General features: G+C 74.0%; 14 protein-coding genes. 5 read left to right on the forward strand and 9 right to left on the reverse strand.

Going from position 1 to position 15,193, the window contains the following annotated elements; all coding sequences use genetic code 11:
• The first annotated feature begins 9 nt into the window (after positions 1-9).
• The gene (locus BLS70_RS10160) at positions 10-543 is read left to right on the forward strand and encodes a GNAT family N-acetyltransferase (RefSeq protein ID WP_091766797.1); all 534 of its coding nucleotides are present in this window, start codon (positions 10-12) and stop codon (positions 541-543) included.
• Here BLS70_RS10160 and BLS70_RS10165 read toward each other — a convergent pair.
• The 3 genes from BLS70_RS10165 to BLS70_RS10175 form a co-directional block, all read right to left on the reverse strand.
• Complete coding sequence (locus BLS70_RS10165) at positions 540-1,307, reverse strand: DUF4191 domain-containing protein (RefSeq protein WP_091766800.1); 768 nt, start codon at positions 1,305-1,307, stop codon at positions 540-542. The genes BLS70_RS10160 and BLS70_RS10165 overlap by 4 nt on opposite strands.
• A gap of 25 nt (positions 1,308-1,332) precedes the next feature.
• Complete coding sequence (gene lipA / locus BLS70_RS10170; RefSeq protein ID WP_091766803.1) at positions 1,333-2,307, reverse strand: lipoyl synthase; 975 nt, start codon at positions 2,305-2,307, stop codon at positions 1,333-1,335.
• Between the two features lie 83 nt (positions 2,308-2,390).
• Positions 2,391-3,524 (reverse strand): hypothetical protein, encoded by a 1,134-nt coding sequence (locus BLS70_RS10175; protein WP_143030386.1) that lies wholly within the window; start codon positions 3,522-3,524, stop codon positions 2,391-2,393.
• A 116-nt stretch (positions 3,525-3,640) separates the two neighbouring features.
• Between BLS70_RS10175 and BLS70_RS10180 the strand changes: the two genes are divergently transcribed.
• Positions 3,641-4,570 carry an LLM class F420-dependent oxidoreductase gene (locus BLS70_RS10180; RefSeq protein ID WP_091766809.1) on the forward strand — a complete coding sequence of 310 codons (930 nt, stop codon included), beginning with the start codon at positions 3,641-3,643 and terminating at the stop codon, positions 4,568-4,570.
• A gap of 6 nt (positions 4,571-4,576) precedes the next feature.
• Here BLS70_RS10180 and BLS70_RS10185 read toward each other — a convergent pair whose 3' ends face one another.
• From BLS70_RS10185 to BLS70_RS10195, 3 genes are all read right to left on the reverse strand, one after another.
• Complete coding sequence (locus tag BLS70_RS10185) at positions 4,577-5,332, reverse strand: HAD family hydrolase (protein ID WP_091766812.1); 756 nt, start codon at positions 5,330-5,332, stop codon at positions 4,577-4,579.
• Complete coding sequence (locus tag BLS70_RS10190) at positions 5,329-6,861, reverse strand: mannitol dehydrogenase family protein (protein WP_255362373.1); 1,533 nt, start codon at positions 6,859-6,861, stop codon at positions 5,329-5,331. Before BLS70_RS10190 ends, BLS70_RS10185 begins: the two co-directional genes overlap by 4 nt.
• Positions 6,862-7,166: 305 nt before the next feature.
• Complete coding sequence (locus BLS70_RS10195; RefSeq protein ID WP_176946355.1) at positions 7,167-8,234, reverse strand: class I SAM-dependent methyltransferase; 1,068 nt, start codon at positions 8,232-8,234, stop codon at positions 7,167-7,169.
• A gap of 175 nt (positions 8,235-8,409) precedes the next feature.
• Here BLS70_RS10195 and BLS70_RS10200 point away from each other — a divergent pair, with 175 nt between their 5' ends.
• The 3 genes from BLS70_RS10200 (at position 8,410) to BLS70_RS10210 (ending at position 13,271) form a co-directional block, all read left to right on the forward strand.
• Complete coding sequence (locus BLS70_RS10200; protein ID WP_091766818.1) at positions 8,410-9,132, forward strand: winged helix-turn-helix transcriptional regulator; 723 nt, start codon at positions 8,410-8,412, stop codon at positions 9,130-9,132.
• 136 nt (positions 9,133-9,268) lie between these two features.
• A complete protein-coding gene (leuS, locus tag BLS70_RS10205; RefSeq protein WP_091766821.1) occupies positions 9,269-12,166 on the forward strand; it encodes a leucine--tRNA ligase in 2,898 nt (965 codons plus the stop codon).
• Positions 12,167-12,239: 73 nt separating this feature from the next.
• Positions 12,240-13,271, forward strand: coding sequence for a GNAT family N-acetyltransferase (locus BLS70_RS10210; protein WP_091766824.1), 1,032 nt, complete (start codon positions 12,240-12,242; stop codon positions 13,269-13,271).
• A gap of 9 nt (positions 13,272-13,280) precedes the next feature.
• On the opposite strand, the gene lipB is transcribed toward BLS70_RS10210, so the two are convergent.
• The 3 genes from lipB to BLS70_RS21285 all read right to left on the reverse strand — a co-directional run bounded on the left by lipB (position 13,281) and on the right by BLS70_RS21285 (position 15,130).
• Complete coding sequence (gene lipB / locus BLS70_RS10215; protein WP_091766827.1) at positions 13,281-13,940, reverse strand: lipoyl(octanoyl) transferase LipB; 660 nt, start codon at positions 13,938-13,940, stop codon at positions 13,281-13,283.
• Complete coding sequence (locus BLS70_RS21280; protein WP_255362374.1) at positions 13,937-14,662, reverse strand: FAD-dependent oxidoreductase; 726 nt, start codon at positions 14,660-14,662, stop codon at positions 13,937-13,939. Before BLS70_RS21280 ends, lipB begins: the two co-directional genes overlap by 4 nt.
• 339 nt (positions 14,663-15,001) lie before the next feature.
• Positions 15,002-15,130, reverse strand: coding sequence for an NAD(P)-binding protein (locus BLS70_RS21285; protein WP_255362392.1), 129 nt, complete (start codon positions 15,128-15,130; stop codon positions 15,002-15,004).
• Positions 15,131-15,193 lie beyond the last annotated feature (63 nt).

Consider the following 15,193-nt stretch of genomic DNA (forward strand, 5'->3'; position numbering starts at 1 on the left):
ACTGCCCCGGTGATCATCCGGCGGGAGCGCCCCCGCGACCACGACGCCGTGCGCGCGGTGCACCTCGCCGCCTTCACCCGCGATCCCGTGTCCGGAACGGTCCGCGCACCGGAGGACGTCGTCGAGGCGCGGCTGGTCGACGAGTTGCGCGAGGACGCCGGCTTCCTGCCGCACCTCTCGCTGGTCGCGGTGGTGGACGACGTCGTCACCGGCCACGTCCTCGCCACGCGCGGGTGGCTGGAGCCGGCCGGCGCGCCGGTGCTGGGTCTCGGCCCGCTCGGCGTGCTCCCGGGAGCGCAGGGGCGTGGCGTCGGCACCGTCCTGGTGCACGCGCTGCTGGCGGTGGCCGAGGCGGCCGGCGAGACGCTCGTGGCGCTGCTCGGGCGGCCCACCTACTACGCGCGGTTCGGCTTCCGGGCCGCCCGGGATCTCGGTGTCGCCGCGCCGGAGCCGCTCTGGGGCGGGCACTTCCAGGCGCGGTGGCTGGCCGGGCCGCGGCCCGGCGGCACGTTCCGGTACGCCGAGCCCTTCCAGCGCCTCTAGCGGCGGCGGACCTGCCGCTGGCTGATCGACATCTGGCGGCCACCGGGCAGCGGACCACCCGGGACGGGCATCCGCGGACCGCCCAGGGCGCTCATCCGGCGTCCGAGGCTGTTGACCTCGGCGGCGGTGAGGTTGCGGGGGAGCTTCATGATGTGCGCGCTGAGCTTCGGCAGCGGCACCTGGCCCTCCTCGTCGCCGACCAGGATGTCGTAGATCGGGGTCTCGCCGATGATCCGGGCGACCTTCTTCTTCTCCTGGGCGAGCAGGTTGCGGACCCGGGAGGGCGCGCCCTCGGCGACCAGGATCACCCCGGGACGGCCCAGCACGCGGTGGACGGCGTCGAGCTGCGTGGTGCCCGCGACCCCGGAGGTCACCCGCCAATCACCCCGCATGCCCTCGAGCACCCAGGCGGCCGCACCGGGCTGCCCCTCCACCTGGCGGTAGGCCGAGCCCTGCGCGCGACGCCCGAAGACGATGAGCGTGGCCAGGACGGCGAACAGCAGCGCGATCGGGATGAACACCAGCGGCAGGCTGAGCAGGATGCCGATCAGCTCGACCACGGCGCCGACCGCCACGAAGGTGATAAGCAGCAGCCAGGGGAGCTTCGGGTCGTTCTTGGCCGTCAGCGTGTACGCCTGCTTGATCATGCGGGCGTTGGTGCCGAGCTTCTTCAGACGCCCGACCTTGGGGTTGCCCTTCTTGTCCAGCTTCACCGCGGGAGCGGAGGCGGCGGTGGAGCCGGACGAGGGCTTGCTGCGTGCCATGCCGCAAGGATACGGCCGGGCGAGGTCAGGCCTGGGAGGCGAGTCCCCGGGCGGTCATGGCCTGCTGGTACAGGCGGCCCGCGCGGTAGGAGCTGCGGACCAGCGGACCGGCCAGCACGCCCGGGAAGCCGATCGCCTCGGCGTCCGCCTGGAAACCGACGAACTCGTCGGGCTTCACCCAGCGGACCACGGGGTGGTGCCGCGGCGAGGGGCGCAGGTACTGGGTGATGGTGAGCAGGTCGCAGCCGGCGTCGTAGAGCGCCTGCATCGTCTCCCGGACCTCCTCGGGCTCCTCGCCCATGCCCAGGATGAGGTTGGACTTGGTCACCAGACCGGCCTCGCGGGCGGCGGTGATCACGGCGAGGGAGCGGTCGAACCGGAAGCCCGGGCGGATGCGCTTGAAGATGCGGGGCACGGTCTCGACGTTGTGCGCGAGCACCTCGGGGCGGGAGGAGAAGACCTCGGCCAGCTGCGCCGGGTCGGCGTTGAAGTCGGGGATGAGCAGCTCCACCCCGCAGCCGGGGAGCTGGGCGTGGATCTGCCGGACGGTCTCGGCGTAGAGCCACGCGCCGCCGTCGGGGAGGTCGTCCCGGGCGACGCCGGTGACGGTCGCGTACTTCAGGCCCATGGTCGCGACGCTCTCGGCGACCCGGCGGGGCTCGTCGGCGTCGAAGTCGGCGGGCTTGCCGGTGTCGATCTGGCAGAAGTCGCAGCGCCGGGTGCACTGGTCGCCCCCGATGAGGAAGGTGGCCTCGCGGTCCTCCCAGCACTCGTAGATGTTGGGGCAGCCGGCCTCCTCGCACACCGTGTGCAGGCCCTCGCGGCGGACCAGCGACTTGAGCTCGGTGTACTCCGGCCCGGTCTTGAGCCGGGTCTTGATCCACTCGGGCTTGCGCTCGATCGGCACCTGGCTGTTGCGCACCTCGAGCCGCAGCAGCTTGCGGCCGGCGGGCTCGAGCGGGGAGTCCTGGGCGGGGACCGGGGACACCGACTGGCTCATGATCCCCACGGTACTCGCGGAGACGCCGCAGCCCCCGTCGCACGGGCGACGGGGGCTGCGGCGTGGAGCACAGGATGTGCGGATCAGACCTCGCGGCCCGCGGGGCCGGCGGTCGGGCCCTCGTCCGCACCGCCGCCGCCCGAGGTGAAGGGCTGCGGGGTGTTCTGGATGTCCTCACCGGTGGCCGTCGGACCGTCACCCTCGACGAACTGGGCGTCGCGCACGCCCATGTCCGACTCGGAGGGCGCGGAGTCGCCGGTCGTGTTGGCGGTGGAGACGGTCTTGCCGCCGAAGTCGTCGGAACTGGGCACGGGGTCCTCTCGGTAGCTCGGGACCGGGCCGTCGCTCGCGGGCGCGGGGGTCCAGTCGTCCTCCTGCTTGCGCCGCAGGAAGACGAAGGCGGCCGTACCCAGCGCGAGGGCGGCGAACACCCACGGCCAGCGACGGCGCGGCTCGGGCTCGGCGCCGATCGTGCGCTTGACCGTCGCGGCGGTGGCCAGCGCCGCCTTCTCGAACTCGCGGTGCTTCTTGCCGGCGTTCTTGCGCGCCTTCTTCGCCGCCTTGCGGGCCTTGCGGCCGGACTCGGCGGCGGCCGCCACGAACTCGGCGCGGCGGGCGTCGATCTCGCCGCGGGCACTGTCCACCCCGGCGAGCAGCGTCTCGCGGGCGCTGTCCAGGGCCGGGGTGACGACGTCGCGGGCGGCGGTCACCTTCGGGGCGGCGTAGGCCAGGGCGGCGACCTGTGCGGCCTCGAGCCGGGGGGCGACGTCGTCCTTCAGCGTCTTCTGGGCGGCCTTCTGCGCGGCCTCGACCCGCGGCGCCAGGTCGGCGGCGGCCTTCGCGGCGGCGGCCTGTGCGGCGGCCACCGCTGCCGCGGCCCGGGGGCCGGCGGCGTCGAGGTGCGGTGCCAGCGCGTCGCGGGCCGCCTCCACCCGGGGTGCGACGGCGTCGAGCGCTGCCTCCACGCGGGGCGCGACGACCTCGCGGGCGCCGGCCACGGCCGGGGCCGCGGCCGCCACCGCGGCGGCGACCTTGGGGACGACGGCGACCTTGGCCGCCTCGTATGCGGGTGTGGCTGCCTCACGGGCGGCCGCCACTCGGGGGCTCACCTGCTCTGCGGCGAGACGGCCGGCCTGGGTGGCCGCCACCCCGAGGTGGGTGAAGCCCTCCTGCAGTTCGGCGCCGATGACCTGACCGCGCGTCTTCTTGCGGAACACGAGCTGCACCTCCGAGTTGATCGCTTGGCGATCATCCTGCCCGGTCCGGGCGGTGAGCACACCCCCGGCTCCCAGGTCGGGGCGCGCAGGGGGCGATGTGTGGCTAGCGTCGCAGCGTGCAGCTCCGCATCTTCACCGAACCGCAGATGGGTGCCACCTACGACGACCTGCTCGCCGTGGCGCGGCGCACCGAGGAGACCGGCTTCGACGCGTTCTTCCGTTCCGATCACTACCTGACCATGGGCGGCGACGGCCTGCCGGGCCCGACCGACGCCTGGCTCACCCTCGCCGGCCTGGCGCGGGAGACCAGCAGGATCCGGCTGGGCACGCTCATGACGGCGGGCACCTTCCGGCTGCCCGGGCCGCTGGCGATCTCCGTCGCCCAGGTGGACCAGATGAGCGGTGGCCGCGTCGAGCTGGGCATCGGCTCGGGCTGGTTCGAGCAGGAGCACGCCGCCTACGGCATTCCCTTCCCGTCGCTGGGGGAGCGGTTCGACCGGTACGAGGAGCAGCTGGCGATCATCAGTGGGCTGTGGAGCACCCCGCCGGGGAAGACCTTCGACTTCACCGGGCAGCACTACCGCGTGACGAACTCGCCGGCACTGCCCAAGCCGGTGCAGGCCGGGGGCATCCCGATCCTCGTGGGCGGGGCCGGGAAGAAGCGCACGCCGCGGCTGGCCGCCCGGTACGCCGCCGAGTTCAACGTGCCGTTCATGTCCGCCGAGGACAACGCGCGACTGTTCGCCGGGGTCCGGGAGGCCTGCGACGAGGCCGGCCGCGACCCGTCGTCCCTGGTGTACAGCTCGGCGCTGGTGCTGTGCGTGGGCAGGGACGAGGCCGAGCTCGCCCGCCGGGCCGCCGCCATCGGCCGCGAGGTCGACGAGCTCCGGGCACACGGCGTCGCCGGGACGCCGGCCGAGGCCGTCGACGTCCTCGGCCGCTACGCCGAGGCAGGGGCCACACGGGTCTACCTGCAGGTGCTCGACCTGTCCGACCTGGATCACCTGGACCTGGTGGCGTCGGAGGTCGCGCCGCAGCTCGGCTGAGCCGGCTCAGCCGACGACGCCCTCCCGGAGCGCCGGCAGGAGGAGGTCGCCCAGTTCGCGCCACGTGCCGACGACGGCAAAGGCTCCGGCGTCCTCGAGCCGGCGCCGGCGGTCGGCCTGCTCCGCCTCGGGCACGAAGGCGACGATGCCCACCGTCGGACACCCCGCGCGGACGGCAGAGGTGGCACCGGACACGGAGTCCTCCACCGCGAGCCCCTCGGCCGGCTCGATGCCCAACTCGCGGCAGGCATGCAGGTAGACCGCAGGGTCGGGCTTGCTGGTCGGCGTGGGCAGCGAGTCCTCGGCGCTGAACCGGCGGGCGGGCGGGAGCAGGTCGGCCAGCCCCGCCGCGCGGAAGCTGCCGTCCAGCCGGGCGAGCGCGCTGGAGCTGACCGCGGCGAGCTCCAGTCGGCTGCTCACCGCCCTGAGTACCTCGAACACCTCGGGATCGGGCCGGAGGACGGCGCTCAGGTGCCCGGTGACGGCCCGCTTCTCCTCGGCCACCCACGTCTCGAGGTCGGGGACCTCCACCCCGGCGGCGGCCGCCAGCTCGCGCGCCGTCGTCCGGAAGTTCTTCCCGGTGAACTCGCTGCGGAGCTCCTCGCCGGTCACCCGGCGGTCGATGCCGGCCGCCGCGAGGAGCCGGTTGGTCACCTCGGCCGAGGCCTCGAAGGCCGGCACCTCGGACGGGACGAGGGTGTCGTCGGCGTCGAGCAGCAGTGCGCGCAGGCCCCCGAGCTCGTTGTCCACTGTCCCGGTCACGCCGGCTGCGACCGCTCGCCGAGGGCGTCGACCGGCTGCGGGACCGGCCCGGAGAGCTCCACCGACTCGGCGACGGTTGCCCGCACGCCGCGCTCCTCGAACCGGACGAGCAGCCGCTCGAGGCGCTCGGCGAAGTCCTGGTCGTCGGCCAGGGCGCCGAAGACGGCCCGGTCGGCCAGCAGCGCCCGGGGGTCCGTGCCCCCGCTGCGTGCCAGCGGCTGCAGCTCCTCGCGGCGGGCGTCCTCGACCTCCAGCGGCCCGCCGGACTCGTCGGTGCCGCGCAGGTAGCGCAGCCACCCGGCCACGGCGAGGGTGAGCAGGTCGTGCGGGCGGCGCTCCGCCCTCGCCTGGTGGAGCGACGGCAGGAGGTACTCGGGCATCTTGCTCGACCCGCGCCGGCTGACGCGCTGGAGCCGGTCGGCGATCGCGGGGTTGGCGAAGCGCTCGAGCAGTGTCTCGGCGTAGCCGGGGAGGTCGACGCCCTCCGGGCACGGGAGCAGCGGGACGACCTCGGTGAGCATCAGGCGACGCAGGTAGTCGCGCAGGACCGGGTCGGCGACTGCCTCGTCCGTGGTCTCCAGGCCCGCGACCTGGCCGAGGAACCCCATCGCGCAGTGGCCGGCGTTGAGCAGCCGGGTCTTCATGAGCTCGTAGTCACCGACGTCCCGCACGAAGCGGACGCCCACGCCGTCCAGCGGCGGGCGACCGTTGCAGAACTCGTCCTCCACGATCCACTGCATGAACGGCTCGGTGATCACCGGCCACCGGTCGTCGACGCCGAAGGTCGCCGCGATCTCGTCCCGCTGGTCGGGCGAGGTGCTCGGGGTGATGCGGTCCACCATGCTGCTCGGGAAGGTCACGTTGTCGGTGATCCAGCGGGCCAGCACCTCGTCGCGCAGGCGCGCATAGCCGACGACGGCGGCGCGGGCGGCGTCGCCGTTGGACTGCATGTTGTCGCAGGACAGCACCGTGAACGGCGGAAGTCCGGCCCGGCGGCGGCGGTCCAGGCCCTCGACCACGAAGCCGAAGACCGACTGCGGCTCGGTCGGGTGCTCCAGATCGGCGCGCGCCTCGTCGTCGGGCTGGAAGGCCCCGGTGTGCGGATCGATCCGGTAGGCGGTGCCGGTGACCGTCATGGTGACCAGCCGCGTCCGCTCGTCGGTGAGCAGCGCCAGCACCCGCTCGGTGTCCTCCGGCGCGTAGACGTAGTCGACCATCGCGGCGATCACGCGGGCGGTCTCGCCGGCACCGTCGCGCTCGACGACGGTGAAGAGGTTGTCCTGGGGGGCGAGGGCGTCGCGCATGTTCGCGGAATGGAGGCCGACCCCGACGACCCCCCAGTCGGTGTTGCCGGCCTCGGCCAGGTCGTCGAAGTACACGAGCTGGTGCGCGCGGCTGAAGCCGCCCACGCTCATGTGAACCACGGCCGGGGCCAGGGCCGAGCGGTCGTAGGTGGGCACCCGGACGGAGCCGGAGTGCGAGGGGAGCGTCGAGTCGTTGAGCGGTGCGGCGTCTGCCATGGGGAACATGCGGTGGTGGGTCCTCGCGAGCATGCCGTCCCCGGGACCGGTCGCCGGTGGAGGCGGGACGTCCGCGCGCACGACCGGCGGCCCCCTGCGGGGGACGTCGTCGGTGCGGGAGGGGTGGCGTGTGCCGGGTACGTCCAAAACCTCCACCGCGTACTCCGGGGTCCGGATGGGGCGGTGGGGGGAGGCGCTGCCATGCTGAACGCCGCCTGGTGCATGGGTGCCCCGGAGGAAGAGGGCGAAACCGTTCCGCCCCGTGACGTCGGGCACGGGCGGCCCACGTCGGAAGGCCGCCCCGCGCCGCACCGTCACGGCCGGCGGCCCCAGGTGAGCGCGTGCATCGGCGTCAGGGACACGCTGCCCAGGTCGGTGAACCCGTGCCTGCCCAGCAGTTCGTCGTAGGCGGCACGAGGGAGCAGCTGGTCGTCGATCTGCGCCTCGAAGAACTGGATGCCGCTCATGATCCGGCCCGGCACGGCGCGCAGCCCCTCGTCGGTGTCCGGGAACGGGAAGTCGGAGATGACGAACCAGCCCCCCGGCTCCAGAGCGGCGCGCACGTTGGCGGCCACCCGATCGATGTCGCGGCACTCGTGCATCGAGATGTTGTTGACCACGAGGGTGGCCGGGTCGTCGATCGCCATGTCCTCGAGCGCGCTGTGCACCAGCGTGACGCGGTCGGCGACGCCGGCGGCCTCGACCCGTTCGCGGGCCAGCGCGATCGAGTGCGCGTCGCCGTCGACGCCGGTCACCGTGCACCGCGGGTACGTCGTGGCGAGCCGGACGGCGCCGACCCCCGCTCCGCATGCGGTGTCGACGATCCTGCAGCCCGCGTCGAGGCGCTCGGCCAGCCCGGGCACGCGCTCCAGGCCGCCGGGCACCAGCCGCGTGTAGAAGGGCGTCCCCGTGCCGGCGACGGCCGCGATCCACTCCGGGCTTGTGTCCTCCCACCACATGCGCTCACCGGAGGACAGCGACGCCTCGAAGCGGCCGAACACCTCCGGTGCCTCGAGCACGCCGAACACCCCGCCGACGAAAGCGGGCGACGAGCTGTCCAGCAGCAGGGTGGCCATGTGCTCGCGCAGCCGGACGCCGGCACCGTCGCGCTCGAGGAGGCCCGCGCCCAGCGCCGCCCGGCACCAGACGGCGACGTAGAAGGGATCCATCCCCAGCGCCTCGGCGAGGTCGTCGGGCGTGCTGCCCGGGGTGTCGGCGAGCCGCCGGAGCAGGCCGCTGCGCAGGCCGGTGGCCACGGTGCGGTGGCCGACGTAGCCCGCGATCAGCGACAGCACCGCCGGGGCGGTCTCGGCGAGGGTGGGCGCCGCGTCGGTGGCCGGTGCGGGAGCCGGGACGGTGGACGTGGTGCGGGTCGTGGTCATGAGGAACTCCTGGGGGAGGGAGGGACGTCGTCGAGGGTCCCGCCCCCGCCCTCCACCCCTCCAGTGCTGGATCTGTAGCGACCCGCTACCGGATCTGTACCGCCGCGGCGCAGGGGGTTCCGGCGGCCGCGGTCCGGTCCTACGGTCGGGGCGTCCCGTGGACGGGAGGGGAGCCATGCCCTCGCAGTACGGACAGTTCTGCCCGGTGGCCAAGGCCATGGAGCTGCTCGACGAGCGGTGGACGCTGCTCGTCGTCCGGGAGCTGATGCTCGGCAGCCGGCACTTCAACGCCCTGCGCCGCGGGGTGCCGCGGATGTCGCCCGCATTGCTGTCCAAGCGGCTGCAGACGCTGGCGAAGGCCGGCGTGGTCGAGCGGTGGCAGGAGGGCAACCGGGTCAGCTACCGGCTCACCGAGGCCGGCCGTGAGCTGGAGCCGATCGTGGAAGCCGTGGGCCGGTGGGGCGTCCGATGGATCCCCGAGCTCGGTGACGAGGACCTCGACCCGCACCTGCTGCTGTGGGACATGCACCGCAACGTCGACACCGAGGCGGTACCCGACGGGCGGACGGTCATCGCGTTCGTCTTCCCGGAGCTGGATCCGACGACCCGGCGTTGGTGGATCGTCGTCACCGCCGACGGGGTCGACGTCTGCGACGTCGACCCGGGCTGCCCGCCCCGCGTCACCGTGGAGTCGAGCCTGCGCACCCTCACCCGGCTGTGGCGCGGCGACCTCGACTGGGCCGGCGTGCTCCGCTCCGGGGAGATCGTGCTGCACGGCGAGCCGCAGGCCCGCCGGGCGCTGCCGCGCTGGCTCCCGCTGACCGGTCTGGCCGGCACGCCACGGCCGCGGCGGGAGGCGCCCGTGCCGGTCGGACCCGGTGCCGGCCCTCCGGAGTAGCATTCACGGCGTGACCAGGCGGCTCCTGCTTGCCAGGCCGTGCTGACCTCCAGACCTCCTGTCAGCACGGCGACCCCTCCTGCGTGAGGGGTTTTTTGATGTCCGCCGCCGGTACCAGTCCCCGGGAGCACGAACGATGAGCCAGACGGCCGACCAGCCCAGCGTCGAGCACAGGGCGGGAGACGTACCCCCGCACCGCTACACGCCCGCGCTGGCCCAGCAGATCGAGCTCTCCTGGCAGGACCGCTGGGAGGCCGAGGGGACGTTCCACACGCCCAACCCGACCGGGCGGCTGAGCGAGGGCTTCGAGCGGGTCGCCGACCGGCCGAAGTTCTTCGCGATGGACATGTTCCCGTACCCCTCGGGCGCGGGGCTGCACGTCGGCCACCCGCTGGGCTACCTGGGCACCGACGTCACCAGCCGCTTCCGCCGCATGGACGGCGACAACGTGCTGCACCCCATGGGCTACGACGCCTTCGGCCTGCCGGCGGAGCAGTTCGCCGTCCAGACCGGTCAGCACCCGCGGGTGACCACCGAGGCCAACATCGCCGCCATCAGCGCGCAGCTCCGGCGGCTGGGCGTCGACCACGACCAGCGCCGCACCTTCGCCACGATCGACCCGGGCTACTACAAGTGGACCCAGTGGATCTTCCTGCAGATCTTCGGCTCCTGGTTCGACGAGGACGCGAACAAGGCCCGCCCCATCGAGGAGCTGGTCACCGAGCTGGACGCCGGCACCCGCGAGCCCGCCGCCGGCACCAACCCCTCGGGCCGGCCGTGGGCGGAGCTGGACGAGCGCGAGAAGAAGACCGTCGTCGACGCGCACCGGCTGGCCTACCTGAACGAGGCGCCGGTCAACTGGTGCCCGGGGCTGGGCACGGTGCTGTCCAACGAGGAGGTCACCGCCGACGGGCGCTCCGAGCGCGGCAACTTCCCCGTGTTCCGGCGTCCGCTCAAGCAGTGGATGATGCGGATCACCGCCTACGCCGACCGGCTGCTGGCCGACCTGGACAGGCTGGACTGGTCGGACTCGCTGAAGCTGATGCAGCGCAACTGGATCGGTCGCTCCACCGGCGCGAAGATCCGGTTCGCGTGTTCCTCCCGGGCGATCGAGGTCTTCACCACCCGGCCGGACACGCTGTTCGGGGCCACCTACATGGTCCTGGCACCGGAGCACCCGCTGGTCGGCGAGCTCACCGCGGACGCGTGGCCCGACGGCACCGACCCCCGCTGGACCGGCGGCGCGGCCACCCCGGCCGAGGCCGTGCGCGAGTACCAGCGGCAGGCCTCCCGGCGCTCGGAGCTGGACCGCCAGGACGCCGGCCGCGAGAAGACCGGCGTCTGGCTGGGCGTCACCGCGGTCAACCCGGTCAACGACCGCGAGCTGCCGGTGTTCATCGCCGACTACGTGCTGACCGGCTACGGCACCGGCGCGATCATGGCGGTGCCGGGCGAGGACCAGCGCGACTGGGAGTTCGCCCATAGATTCGGCCTGGGCATCGTGCCCACGGTCGAGCGCCCCGAGGGCTTCGACGACGCGAGCGGCGCGTACACCGGCCCCGGCCGGATGATCAACTCCGCCAACGACGAGATCTCGCTGGACGGGCTGGACAAGGCCGCGGCGATCGCGAAGGTGACCGAGTGGCTGGTCGCCCACGGCGCCGGCGAGGCCACCACCACCTACAAGCTGCGCGACTGGCTGTTCAGCCGGCAGCGCTACTGGGGCGAGCCGTTCCCGATCGTCTACGACGAGGACGACCGCCCCGTCGCCGTCCCCACCTCGATGCTGCCGGTGCTGCTGCCGGAGGTCGACGACTACTCGCCGAAGACCTTCGCCGACGACGACGCCGACTCCGCACCCGAGCCCCCGCTGTCGCGCGCGACCGAGTGGACGACGGTGGAGCTGGACCTGGGCGACGGCCTGAAGAAGTACCGCCGCGAGACCAACACGATGCCCAACTGGGCCGGTTCGTGCTGGTACTACCTGCGCTACCTGGACCCGGGCGACGACGAGCGGATGGTCGACCCCGAGCTGGAGGCCTACTGGATGGGTCCCCGCTCCGAGGGCGACACCGGTGGCGTGGACCTCTACGTCGGCGGCGTCGAGCACGCGGTGCTGCACCTGCTGTACGCCCGGTTCTGGCACAAGGTGCTGCACGACCTGGGCCACGTCTCCAGCGAGGAGCCGTTCCGCCGGCTGGTCAACCAGGGCTACATCTCCGCCTACGCCTACACCGACGAGCGGGGCTTCTACGTGCCCGCCGCCGAGGTCGTGGAGAAGGACGGCCGGTTCCTGTTCGAGGGCAAGCCGGTCAACCGCGAGTACGGGAAGATCGGCAAGAGCCTCAAGAACATGGTGACGCCGGACGAGATGATCGGCGCCTACGGGGCCGACACCTTCCGCGTGTACGAGATGTCGACCGGCCCGCTGGAGCAGTCGCGGCCCTGGGAGACCAAGGCCGTCGTCGGCTCGCAGCGGCTGCTGCAGCGCATCTGGCGCGTGGTGGTCGACGAGCAGACCGGTGCCGTGCGGGCGGCCGACGACGGCCGGCCCGCCGAGGCGACGCTGCGCGCCCTGCACCAGGCCATCGACGGCGTCCGCGACGGCTACACCACCCTGCGGTTCAACATCGCAATCGCCCGCATCACCGAGCTGACCAACCACCTGACCCAGGCGTACGGCGCGTCGTCGCCGGTGCCGCGGTCGGTGGTGGAGCCACTCGTGCTACTGGTCGCGCCGCTGGCCCCGCACCTGGCCGAGGAGCTGTGGGCCCGGCTCGGCGGCGAGGGCTCGGTGGCCTGGGCGCCCTTCCCGGTCGCCGACCCGCGCTGGCTGGTCGAGGACACGGTGCAGGTCGCGGTGCAGGTGAACGGGAAGGTGCGCTCCCAGGTGAGCGTGCCGGCCGACGCCGACGCCGCCGCGCTGGAAGCCGCGGCCCGCGCGGACGAGAAGATCGCCGCCTACCTCGACGGCGCGACGGTCCGCCGCGTCGTCGCCGTCCCCGGCCGGCTGGTCAACTTCGTCCTCGGCTGATTCCTGCTCTTCCGCGGAAAGGCGGCCCGCTCTTCCGCGGAAAAGCGGTTGTCCGGGGCGGTAGAACGGGGAGATGACCATCTCTGCGGTCCGGCTCGTCGGGATCGGGCCGGACGACCCGTCCTTCGCGCAGTGGTGCGGCGTCTGGGCGGCCGCCGAGCTCCTCGACCGCCCGGACGAGGCGCCCCGGCCTGCGCCTGAGCACGTGGTCCTCGGCCGGGAGCTGGTCGGGCCCGGCGGCTCCCGGGGCGGCACGCACCGCGCGGCGCTGCTGGGGGACGACGTCGTCGGCGCGCTCCGGCTGATCCTCCCGCTGCGCGACAACACCACGGTGGCCTTCGTCGACCTCGTCGTGCACCCGGCGCACCGGCGGCGGGGCATCGGCGGGGAACTGCTGGCCGAGGCCCTGCGGCTCGCGGCGGAGGCGGGCCGCACCGAGCTGATCGCCGAGGTCGACGAGCCGGTGACCGACACGGCCGGCCGGGCGTTCGCGCTGCGGCACGGCTGGACGTGCGACCTGCTGGAGACCCGCCGCGACCTCGTGCTCCCGCCGGACGAGGCGCAGCTCGCCGCCGTGGAGGCCGAGGCCCGGCAGGCGTCGGCGGGCTACGAGCTGGTCACCTGGCGAGGCTCGGTGCCGGACCCGCTCCTCGACGACCGGGCGTTGCTCGAGCAGCGCATGAGCACCGACGCCCCGCACGGCGACCTCCCCGTGGAGGAGGAGCGGTGGGACGGACGGCGCGTTCGCGAGATCGAGGCCATGAACGCGGCGCGTGGGCGCACGGTGCTCGCTGCAGGGGCGGTGCGCGACGGCCGACTGGTCGCGTTCACCGAGCTGCACGTCTCCGTCTCCCGGCCCGAGCACGCGCGGCAGGGCTCCACGCTCGTGCTGCGGGAGCACCGGGGGCACCGGCTGGGCGCGCTGGTGAAGGCCGCCACCCTCCGGGACCTCGCGGCGGCCTTCCCGCACACCCGGCGGATCACGACCTACAACGCCGAGGACAACCTGCCGATGGTGGCGGTGAACCGGGCGTTGGGCTTCGAACCCGCCGGGCACCTGTCGATGTGGTCGCTGCGCGTGGGCGCGGGCAGCCGGCCGGGATGACCCGCCCGGTCAGCCGGCGGACGCGGGCACGCCGGCCAGCACGGCCCGCATCGCCTGCTCGACCGGGTCGATCGCCTCGGCCACCGGGACGTCACGGCCGAGCTCGGCCGAGAGCGAGGTGACACCGGCGTCGGGGATGCCGCAGGGCACGATCGACCCGAAGGCGCCCAGGTCGGGATCGCAGTTCAGGGCGAAGCCGTGCATGGTCACGCCGCGGGCGACCCGGATGCCGATGGCGGCGACCTTGCGCTCCGGCCGGACGCCCCGGCCCGGCTCGTCCGCGGGCAGCCACACGCCGCTGCGCCCCTCGACCCGGCCCGCGGTCACGCCGAGCGCGGCGCAGACGTCGATCAGCGCACCCTCGAGCCGGCGTACGTAGGCGACGACGTCGACGGGGTCGGGCAGCGCGACGACCGGGTAGCCGACCAGCTGGCCGGGGCCGTGCCAGGTGATCTTCCCGCCGCGGTCGACGTCGACCACCGGCGTGCCGTCGGCCGGCCGCTCGTGGGCCTCGGTGCGCTTGCCCGCGGTGTAGACCGACGGGTGCTCCAGCAGCAGCAGCGTGTCCGGCCCCTCGCCGGACACCCGCCGCGCGTGCACCTCGCGCTGCATCTCCCAGGCCCGCTCGTACGGGACGACGCCTGCCCGGATCACCTGCAGTTCGCTCACCGGCCCAGCGTAGGCCCGCAGGGTGCGCCGGGCCCGTCCGTCAGGCCGACGTCGCGGAGTCCGGCCGCAGTCGGCGCAGCACCGCCCGGGCGGTGCGGGCACCGCTGGCCATGGCGCCCTGGATGGACGGGGTGTCGCGGTGGTCGCCGCAGACGAAGAGCCCGCCGCCCAGGTCCACCGGACGGCGCAGCTCCAGCGGGGGGAGCGCGGCGGGCTGGGCGCCGGTGACGGTGACGCTGGTCAGGTGGGAGAGGTCGGTGGTCGCGACGCCGTGCGCGCGGGCGACCTCCTCGCGTGACGGCGCTGTTGACCAGCTGCCCGTCCGGCCGGCCCGGCACCAGCAGCGGCTCGTCCCACGGCGAGGCGGGGAGCACGTGGAAATGGGTGGTGACCTGCCGAGGTGCGGAGGCGGTCACCGACGGGAGCAGGCCGGCGGCGGTGCCGGGATCGGTGGCGACGACGACGGCGTCGGCGTCGATGCGGCCGGACGTCGTGCCGACCACGCCGTCGGCCACCTCGGTGACCCGGCAGCCCAGGTGCACCGTGCCGGCCGGTAGCCGGTCGGCGAGCTGCTGCCCGATCGACTGCATGCCGCGGGCAGGCAGACCGATGCGCCCCCGGACGAAGCTGCGCCAGAGCAGGTCCAGGTAGCGGCTGGAGGTCTCGAGCCGCTCCTCGAGCAGCGCCCCGGCGAGGAACGGGCGCAGGAAGCGCTCCAGCACGACGCCGCCGGCGCCCGCGCTCCAGCGCCTCCTCCGCGGTGCGTTCCGGGGCTCGCAGGAGCCGGTCGACGGGGAGGTAGCCCGCGCGCACCGAGAAGGCCGCGAGCGCCGCTTTCTGGGGAAGCGTGCCGATGGGAGCGGCCGCCGTCGCGCCGATCGACGTGGGCCTGCTCCGCGGGTCGAGGACGCGGTGCGAGCGGTCGTCGACCCAGACACGGGCGCCGGTGAGGAACCAGCCCAGCTCGAGGGCGGCCGGGTCGAGATCGGCGACCCGCGGATAGCCCGTGTTGAGCACCTGGAACCCGCGGTCGAGGAGGAAGCCGTCGATCCGGTCGGTCGTCAGCCGGCCCCCGACGTGCTGTGCGCCTTCCAGGACGCGACGTCGCAGCCGGCGGCCGCCAGCCGGGTCGCCGTCGACAGGCCGGCCAGGCCCGCACCGATCACCACGACCTCTGCGCGCGCCGGCATCGTCACCACGCCAACGTAGCCAGCGGGGCGGCCGGCCACCTGTGGACAACCGGGACGGCGCCC

The organism is Blastococcus aurantiacus (assembly GCF_900102425.1).
Classification (GTDB): domain Bacteria; phylum Actinomycetota; class Actinomycetes; order Mycobacteriales; family Geodermatophilaceae; genus Blastococcus; species Blastococcus aurantiacus.

Coding starts and splice junctions, on each gene's coding strand:
- lipA (WP_091766803.1), bottom strand. CDS start 2,307: ATGAGCCAGTCGGTGTCCCCGGTCCCCGCCCAGGACTCCCCGCTCGAG.
- BLS70_RS10165 (WP_091766800.1), bottom strand. CDS start 1,307: ATGGCACGCAGCAAGCCCTCGTCCGGCTCCACCGCCGCCTCCGCTCCC.
- leuS (WP_091766821.1), top strand. CDS start 9,269: ATGAGCCAGACGGCCGACCAGCCCAGCGTCGAGCACAGGGCGGGAGAC.
- BLS70_RS21285 (WP_255362392.1), bottom strand. CDS start 15,130: ATGCCGGCGCGCGCAGAGGTCGTGGTGATCGGTGCGGGCCTGGCCGGC.
- BLS70_RS10210 (WP_091766824.1), top strand. CDS start 12,240: ATGACCATCTCTGCGGTCCGGCTCGTCGGGATCGGGCCGGACGACCCG.
- BLS70_RS10200 (WP_091766818.1), top strand. CDS start 8,410: ATGCCCTCGCAGTACGGACAGTTCTGCCCGGTGGCCAAGGCCATGGAG.
- BLS70_RS10195 (WP_176946355.1), bottom strand. CDS start 8,234: ATGACCACGACCCGCACCACGTCCACCGTCCCGGCTCCCGCACCGGCC.
- BLS70_RS10190 (WP_255362373.1), bottom strand. CDS start 6,861: ATGTTCCCCATGGCAGACGCCGCACCGCTCAACGACTCGACGCTCCCC.